Genomic DNA, 7,581 nt, shown 5'->3' with positions numbered 1-7,581 from the left:
CGCCGCCGCCCCGGCCTGGGCACGCACCGCGCCGGCCGAGCGGGGCGCGCTGCTCCACGCCGCCGCCGAGCACGTCCGTGCGCACGCGCAGGAGCTGGCGGACCTGAACACCCGCGAGACCGGCAAGGTCCCCGGTGACGCGATCGGCGGTGTCGAAGCGGGCATCGGGACCCTCGTGCAGTACGCCGAGCTCGGTCCGGTGCACCGTGGCGAGGCGCTGCGTGGGGCGTTCGGCGCGGCGGACTGGGCCGTGCCGCACGCGCGTGGCGTGGTCCTCGCGCTGACGCCGTGGAACGACCCGGTCGCGGTGGCCTGCGGGATCCTCGGCGCGGCGATCGTCACCGGCAACACGGTCGTGCACAAGGGCAGCGAGCGCTCCCCCGCCACGATCGCCCGCCTCAACGAGCTGCTGGCCGAGGTCCTGCCCGACGGTGTCCTCAACGGTGTCGACGGCGACGCGGCCACGGGCGAGCTCCTCCTCGCCGAGGACGGCATCGACGTGTACGCCCACGTCGGCTCCACCGCGACCGGTGATCGCCTCTCCGAGGTCGCCGCGCGCACCCGCGCCCACGTCGTCCGTGAGAACGGCGGCAACGACCCGGTGATCGTCGACGCCGACGTCGACCCGGCGTGGGCCGCCGCCCAGGTCGCGCTCGGCGCGTTCGCGAACACCGGCCAGATCTGCACGAGCGTCGAGCGCGTGTACGTGCACCGTTCCGTCGCCGAACCCTTCGTCGCCGCACTCGTCGCCGAGGCGGAGCGTCGCACCGCGTCCCCGGCGCAGACGTACGGCCCGCTCGTCGACGAGCGGCTCCGTCGTGTCGTGCAGGAGCACGTCGACGACGCGCTCGGTCGCGGCGCCACGGTCCGCACGGGCGGTGCCGTCCCCGAGGGCACCGGGGTCTTCTACCCGGCGACGGTGCTCACCGGTGTCACCGACGACATGCTCGTGATGACCGAGGAGACCTTCGGGCCGATCGCTCCGGTGCGCGTGGTCGACGACTTCGACGAGGCGCTCCGGCTCGCGTCGGCGGACCGCTACGGCCTCGCGGCGACCGTCCTGACGAACGACACGGGCCACGCGCTGCGCGCCGCTGCGACCCTCCCCGTCGGCACGGTGAAGGTCAACGCGGTGTTCGGCGGCGCCCCGGGCGGGAGCGCACAGCCCCGCGGGGCCTCCGGAGCCGGGTTCGGGTACGGCCCGCACCTGCTCGACGAGATGACGACCACGACCGTGGTGCACCTCGAGGCAGCTCCAGCGCGCCCGACCGCTCCCGACACCGCCGCACGACCCACGGAGGGCACCGAATGACCGCCGACGTCCGTCTCGTCCGCGACCTCGTGGCCGCCGTCGACGACCGCGAGCCCCTCGTGGTCGTCATCGGCGACTGCATCCTCGACCGCTGGACGGTCGGCGAGGCCGAACGGGTCTCCAGGGAAGCCCCGGCACCGGTGGTCCGGGTCACCGAGACCGTCGCCGTGCCGGGCGGCGCGGCGAACACCGCGGTGAACGCTCGCGCCCTCGGCGCCCGGGTCCGGATGGTCGGGCTGCTCGGCGACGACGAGTCCGGACGCGTCCTGCGCGAACGCCTCGACGCCGCCGGCGTGGACACCTCCTCCATGGTCGTCGTCCCCGGCACACGGACCACCACGAAGTCCCGCGTCGTCGGCGGTGACCGTGTGGTCGTCCGCGTGGACGAGATCGCCGAGACCCCCACCGCCGAGCACGGCGCCCTGCTCGCGAAGGCCGTCGCGCGTGCCGTCCGGTGCGCCGACGCCGTCGTGGTGTGCGACTACGGCCTCGGCGTGCAGGCGTCGGACGTCGTCCCGGTCATCGACGTCGACCGGCCGGGAGCGGTGGTCGTCGACGCGCACGACCTGACCCGCTGGGCCGGACTCCGGCCCGACCTCGTGACGCCGAACGCCGGCGAGGCAGCCGCGCTGCTCGGGACCGGGTTCGGGACCGGCTCGGACCGAGCGGCGGCCGTCGTCGAGGCCCGGCGGGAGGTGCTCCGGAGCACCGGCGCCCGCGCGGCCGTGGTGACGCTCGACCGTGACGGCACCGTGCTGCTCGAGACCGGGAGCGACGAGGGCTTCCGCACCCGGGCGGTCCCCGCCTCCGAGCAGCAGGCCTCCGGTGCCGGCGACACCTTCTGCGCCGCGGCGACGGTCGCCCTCGCCGTGCGCGCGTCGCTCCGCGATGCCGTCTCGGTCGCACAGGCGGCCGCCGACGTCGTCGTCCGCGAGGCCGGCACGTCGGTCTGCACCGCCGCCGCCCTGCTCGACTCGGTGACGGCTCCGGCGGCGACCGTCGTCGACCACGACGAGCTCGCCGTGGCGGTCGAGACCGCTCGGCAGGCCGGACGGCGCGTCGTGTTCACGAACGGCTGCTTCGACGTCGTCCACCGCGGACACACGACGTACCTGCGGCAGGCCCGTGACCTCGGCGACCTGCTCGTCGTCGCGCTGAACGACGACGACTCCGTGCGCCGGTTGAAGGGTCCGGAGCGGCCGATCAACCCCGCCGAGGACCGGGCCGGTGTCCTCGCCGCGCTCGCGTGCGTCGACCTCGTCACGGTCTTCGCCACCGACACCCCGATCCCGCTCATCCAGCGGCTCCGTCCGGAGGTCTACGTCAAGGGCGGCGACTACTCCCCCGAGATGCTCCGCGAGACCGAGGTCGTGCGCGGCTACGGCGGCGAGGTCGTCATGGTCGACTACGTGCCGGAGCACTCGACGACGGCCGTCGTCCGCCGCATCCGCGAAGCGGCCGCACGCCCCGAACCCGACGCCGCTCCGTGACCGCGCGCTGGTCCGGAGCCTGGGCGACGACGCCCGGACCAGCCGACCCTGCCATCGACGTGCTCGTCCCGACGGTGGGACGTCCGGCGGAGCTCGCGACGACGCTCGCCGGCCTCGCCGGGCAGACCGACGTCGACTTCCGGCTCGTCGTGAGCGACCAGTCCGCCGACGGGCTCGCGACGACGGAGCCGGCGGTCGCGGCCGTGCTCCGGATCCTGGAGGCGCAGGGCCGGCCCGTCATCCGGCTCACGCACCCGGAACGGCGCGGCCTCGCGGAGCACCGGCAGTTCCTGCTCGACCACGCCGTCGCACCCGCGGTGCTGTTCCTGGACGATGACGTCTGGCTCGAACCGGGCTCGATCGCCCGGATGCTGGACGCCCTCCGTTCCCTCGGCTGCGGCTTCGTGGGCAGTGCCGTGCAGGGGCTCTCGTACCTGCAGGACCGCCGGCCGCACGAGACCGACGTGTTCGAGCGCTGGCAGGGCCCGGTCGTCCCCGAGGTCGTGCGGCGCGGCACCCCGGCATTCGACCGGTGGTCGCTGCACAACGCCGCGAACCCGACGCACCTCGCCGCGGAGCTCGACGTCGAACCCGGCGCCTGGGTGCCGTACCACGTCGCGTGGGTCGGCGCGTGCGTGCTGTACGACCGTGCGGCCCTCGAGGCGGTGGGCGGCTTCGGGTTCTGGGATCGGCTCCCGGCCGCGCACGCAGGCGAGGACGTCGTCGCGCAGTGGCGGGTCATGGAGCGCTTCGGCGGGGTCGGGATCCTGCCCTCGGGTGCGGTCCACCTCGAGGCACCGACCACCGTGACCGACCGCCGCGTGGACGCTCCCGACGTGCTCTTCGACCAGGGCGGGGTCATACCGCGGTAGGGGGTGGTCGAGACCCGCGCGGGATGGCACGCCGCCGCCGGCTCCGTAGCGTCGAACCCGTCGACGAGGTCCGTCGGCGGAGGGAGCCACCGTGTTCGACCAGATCACCCCGCTCGTCGTCGAGCTCGCCGCGAGCCCGCTCGTCTTCGTCGTCCTCTTCGCGCTCTGCCTGGTCGACGGGTTCTTCCCGCCGGTGCCGAGCGAGTCCGCCCTCGTCGCGGTCGCCGCCATCGCCGCGACCTCCGGGCAGCCGGTCCTGGCCGGGGTGCTGGTCGCCGCAGCGCTCGGTGCCGTCGCCGGGGACTCGGTGGCCTACTGGATCGGTCGTCGGATCGGTCTGACGCGCCTGGCGCGGTCGCGTCGGCCTCGGATCGCCGCGGCGTTCGGGTTCGCCGAGCGGCAGATGCGGCGACGGTCCGCGAGCCTCATCCTCGTCGGGCGGTACATCCCCGTCGGACGTGTGGCGGTGAACATGACCGCGGGTGCGACCCGGCTGCCGTACCGCCGGTTCCTCGCGATCAGTTCCGTCGCCGGGCTGGCGTGGTCGGCGACCTCGATCGGGATCGCCCTGGCGGCGTCGAGCCTGCTTCACGAGCCGATCGTCGCCGCACTGGCCTCGATGGTGGTCGCCGCGGGACTGGGGATCGCCGTCGACCGGGTGATCGGTAGAGTCACCCGCAGGCGGGACGCCCGAGCGGCCGCCCGGACGGACGGCCCCGCCCAGGGCTCGGACACCGCCCGGCCCGCACCGCACCTCGCCCACTCCGGAGGGACCGCACGACCGTGACCGCCCACGTCCCGCCAGCGACGCCGCGCCGACGTCGGCCGTGGTCGACCCGCCGCGAGTGGGCGACCTGGCCCGTCGTCGTCGCCCGGATCACGCTCGTCGTCGTCGCCGCGACGCTCTTCGCGGTGGCGGCTCCAGTGACCGTCGCCGTGTACGAGGTCCCCGTCCCGCTCGCGCTGCTCGTCACCGCGGTGCTCTCCGTCTCACTCGGACTCGCTCCCGTGCTGCCGCGGACGGCCTCGGCGGTCCACCTGGCAGCGGTGGCGGCGCTCGGCCTCCTCACCGCCGGGTCGCCGGCCGGACCGTGGCCGCTCCCGGTCACGGCGATCATCGGCGTCGGCGCACTCCTCGTCGTGCTCGGCGTCCGCACCGACTGGCGGCTCACCGCTGCCGTCTGGACCGCGGCGACGGTGCTCACGCTCGGCCTGGTCGCAGTGGTCCCGGGGCGGTGGGAACCGGCCGACGTCTGGGCGGCGACGTTCGTGGTCTCCGCCGGCAGCGACCTGCTCCTCGCCGGGACGGCGGTCGCGATCGGGCAGCGCCGGGCCGTCCGGGTGGAGCTCGCCGAGGCCCGCCGCGACGCCGAGCTCGAACAGGCCCGCCGCCGCTCCGTCGAGGAACGCTCCCGGATCGCCCGCGAACTCCACGACGTGGTCGCGCACAGCATGTCCGTCGTGCACATGCAGGCCGAGTCGGCGCCGTTCCGCGTGGACGACCTGCCGCCGGCGGCCCGCGCCGAGTTCGCGGCGATCGCGGAGACCTCGCGGACGGCTCTCCGCGAGATGCGCCAGCTGCTCGGCACCCTGCGCGGCGACGGCTCGGCGGAACGGGCCCCGCAGCCCCGGCTCGCCGACCTCCCCGCGCTCGTGCGGGCCACGCGGTCCGCCGGGATCCCGGTCGAGCTCCGCCTCGACGACCGGCTGTCCGAGGACGACGACCGGTTGGCCCAGCTCACCGCGTACCGCGTCGTCCAGGAGGCGCTCGGGAACGTGGCCCGTCACGCGTCCGGCGCCGCCACGACCGTGACGATCGACCGGCGCGGCGACCTGCTCGCGGTCGAGGTCGTCAACGCCGCGCCACCGGCGGGCACCGTGCCCGCCGCGCCCCCGGACGACGGCGGCTTCGGCCTCGCCGGCATGCGCGAGCGGGTGTCGGCGCTCAGTGGGACGATCGAGCACGGACCGCTCCCCGACGGCGGCTTCCGCGTCGCCGTGACCCTGCCCGCCCACCCGGGCACCACCACCCTGCGTCCGCAGGCCGACCGAGGACCCCGATGACGCGTGTGATGGTGGTCGACGACCAACAGATGTTCCGCATGGGGCTGCGGGCGATCCTCCAGGCCCAGGACGACGTCGAGGTCGTCGGCGAGGCGTCGGACGGTGCCGAGGCGGTCGTCGAGGCGCTGCGGCTGCGACCCGACGTCGTGCTCATGGACGTGCGGATGCCCGAGCTCGACGGGATCGAGGCGACCCGCCGGATCACGGCCGCGCCGGCTGTGCAGCCCGTGCGGGTCGTCATGCTGACGACGTTCGACATCGACGACTACGTGTTCGACGCGCTCCGCGCCGGTGCGAGCGGGTTCCTGCTCAAGGACGCCAGCGCCGACGAGCTCGTGCAGGCGGTCCGGACGGTCGCGGCGGGCGACTCGTTGCTGGCTCCGCGCGTGACCCGCCACCTCGTCGAAGCGTTCGTCGCCGGACCGCCGCCGGCGGCACCGCGCACCGAAGTGCTCGACGTGCTGACGGAGCGGGAGCGCGACGTGTTCCTGCTGCTCGCGCGTGGCCGGTCGAACGGGGAGATCGCGGCGGAGCTCTACATCGCGGAGCAGACCGTGAAGACGCACGTCGGCCGGATCCTCGCGAAGCTACAGCTGCGGGACCGGGTGCACGCGGTGGTGCTGGCCTACGAGACCGGCCTGGTGACGCCCGCCCCCTGAGTCCTCCGGCGCGTCCGGCGCGTCCGGCGAGCCCGCTCGGAGTCGGGGTCGGGGTCGGGGGTCGGACGTCGAGTGAACGAAACGGGACCGCGGACTGACGGGAGGCGCGGTGCCAGCTGGCACCGCGCCTCCCGTCCCAGCAGTGCTCGCGTCTACGCGGCGAGGTGCGCCTGCAGGAACCAGCGGTCCTTGGTCAGGCCGCGCTCGATCTCGATGACGACGTCCTGGCTGTTGAGGTCGACCTCGTCGAGACCCTCGACGGCACGGCGGACCTGCAGCAGCGCGGCGTCGATCTCGGCGATCACCTCGGTGATGGTCACGTCGGAGTTCTGGAAGCCCTCGGACAGCGGCGGGATCGTCGTGTTCGCGGCGACGGTGGTGATGCGGGAGTCGACCGGGAGGCCGAGGGCGACGATGCGCTCCGCGGCGAGGTCGGCCCACTCCTGCGCGTGCTCGACGATGGTGTCGAGGAGTTCGTGCACGCCGACGAAGTTGCGGCCGCGGACGTGCCAGTGCGCCTGCTTGCCGTTGACGACGAGCGCCTCGAGGTCGATCACGACCGGGGCGAGGAACTGCGCCACCCCGGCGGCGAGCTCCGGCGTCGTCGAGAACGGGGACGTGGTGGACGTGGTGCTGGTGGTGTCGGTCATGTCGTTCCTCCTGCCTCGTGGTCCCACCCGAGTGGGGTGGATCCGATGGTGACAACAGTGCCCGCTTCCCTTGTATGCCGCAAGGAAGCGAAGGCTGACCTCACCGGGTCAGCCGACGAGCGTGTCGAACCCGGCGTCGGCCAGCTCGATCTGCACGACGGAGCGGGCGCGTTCGACCCAGGGGCTGTCGGCGCAGCCGATCCAGACGCTGGTGCGCGGTTCGCAGTCGGCGACGCACCACTCGGCCGCCCAGCCGGTGACGGCGTGCGCGAGGGCCTCGCCGTGGTCGGCGAAGACGAGGGGCGACACCGCCGAGGTCCTGGCGCTCCGGAACAGCCACGTCACCGTGGTGCGCGGAGGCGCCGGGAGTGTGCGGACCTGCTCGGCGAGGGCCGCCTCGACGAAGACCTGACCGTAGGCGTTCTCGGGCAGTTCCTCGAGCATGCGCGTGATCTCGGGGAGGTCGTCGACACTGCCGGCGATGAGGATGCGTTCGCTGGGCTGCCGCCGGGTCCGTGCCATGCCTCAACGGTA

At 74.3% G+C, this 7,581-nt stretch carries 8 protein-coding genes; 6 read left to right on the top strand and 2 right to left on the bottom strand.

Annotated elements, in window-relative coordinates:
• The 6 genes from Q7F20_RS09975 to Q7F20_RS09950 form a co-directional block, all read left to right on the top strand.
• A partial coding sequence (locus tag Q7F20_RS09975) for an aldehyde dehydrogenase (RefSeq protein WP_305739942.1) occupies positions 1-1,312 on the top strand: 1,312 nt, incomplete at its 5' end.
• Positions 1,309-2,802, top strand: a complete 1,494-nt coding sequence (gene rfaE2 / locus Q7F20_RS09970) for a D-glycero-beta-D-manno-heptose 1-phosphate adenylyltransferase (protein ID WP_305739941.1) — start codon at positions 1,309-1,311, stop codon at positions 2,800-2,802. The genes Q7F20_RS09975 and rfaE2, both read left to right, overlap by 4 nt.
• Complete coding sequence (locus Q7F20_RS09965; RefSeq protein WP_305739940.1) at positions 2,799-3,674, top strand: glycosyltransferase family 2 protein; 876 nt, start codon at positions 2,799-2,801, stop codon at positions 3,672-3,674. The genes rfaE2 and Q7F20_RS09965 overlap by 4 nt, the downstream gene beginning before the upstream one ends.
• 91 nt (positions 3,675-3,765) lie before the next feature.
• Positions 3,766-4,461: a DedA family protein gene (locus tag Q7F20_RS09960; RefSeq protein ID WP_305739939.1), complete on the top strand. Its 696-nt coding sequence runs from the start codon at positions 3,766-3,768 to the stop codon at positions 4,459-4,461.
• Positions 4,458-5,738, top strand: a complete 1,281-nt coding sequence (locus Q7F20_RS09955; RefSeq protein ID WP_305739938.1) for a sensor histidine kinase — start codon at positions 4,458-4,460, stop codon at positions 5,736-5,738. The genes Q7F20_RS09960 and Q7F20_RS09955 overlap by 4 nt, the downstream gene beginning before the upstream one ends.
• Positions 5,735-6,397 (top strand): response regulator transcription factor, encoded by a 663-nt coding sequence (locus Q7F20_RS09950; RefSeq protein WP_305739937.1) that lies wholly within the window; start codon positions 5,735-5,737, stop codon positions 6,395-6,397. The genes Q7F20_RS09955 and Q7F20_RS09950 overlap by 4 nt, the downstream gene beginning before the upstream one ends.
• A gap of 152 nt (positions 6,398-6,549) precedes the next feature.
• Here Q7F20_RS09950 and Q7F20_RS09945 read toward each other — a convergent pair whose 3' ends face one another.
• Both Q7F20_RS09945 and Q7F20_RS09940 read right to left on the bottom strand, forming a co-directional pair.
• Positions 6,550-7,047: a Dps family protein gene (locus Q7F20_RS09945; protein WP_305739936.1), complete on the bottom strand. Its 498-nt coding sequence runs from the start codon at positions 7,045-7,047 to the stop codon at positions 6,550-6,552.
• A gap of 108 nt (positions 7,048-7,155) precedes the next feature.
• Entirely contained in the window at positions 7,156-7,569 is a 414-nt protein-coding gene (locus tag Q7F20_RS09940; RefSeq protein ID WP_305739935.1) for an SIP domain-containing protein, read from the bottom strand.
• Between the last annotated feature and the right edge of the window lie 12 nt (positions 7,570-7,581).

This window comes from Curtobacterium sp. A7_M15 (assembly GCF_030705415.1).
In the GTDB taxonomy this organism is placed as follows: Bacteria; Actinomycetota; Actinomycetes; order Actinomycetales; family Microbacteriaceae; genus Curtobacterium.
The sequence above is the reverse complement of the archived record's forward strand: the minus strand, read 5'-3'. Positions and strand labels throughout refer to the sequence as shown.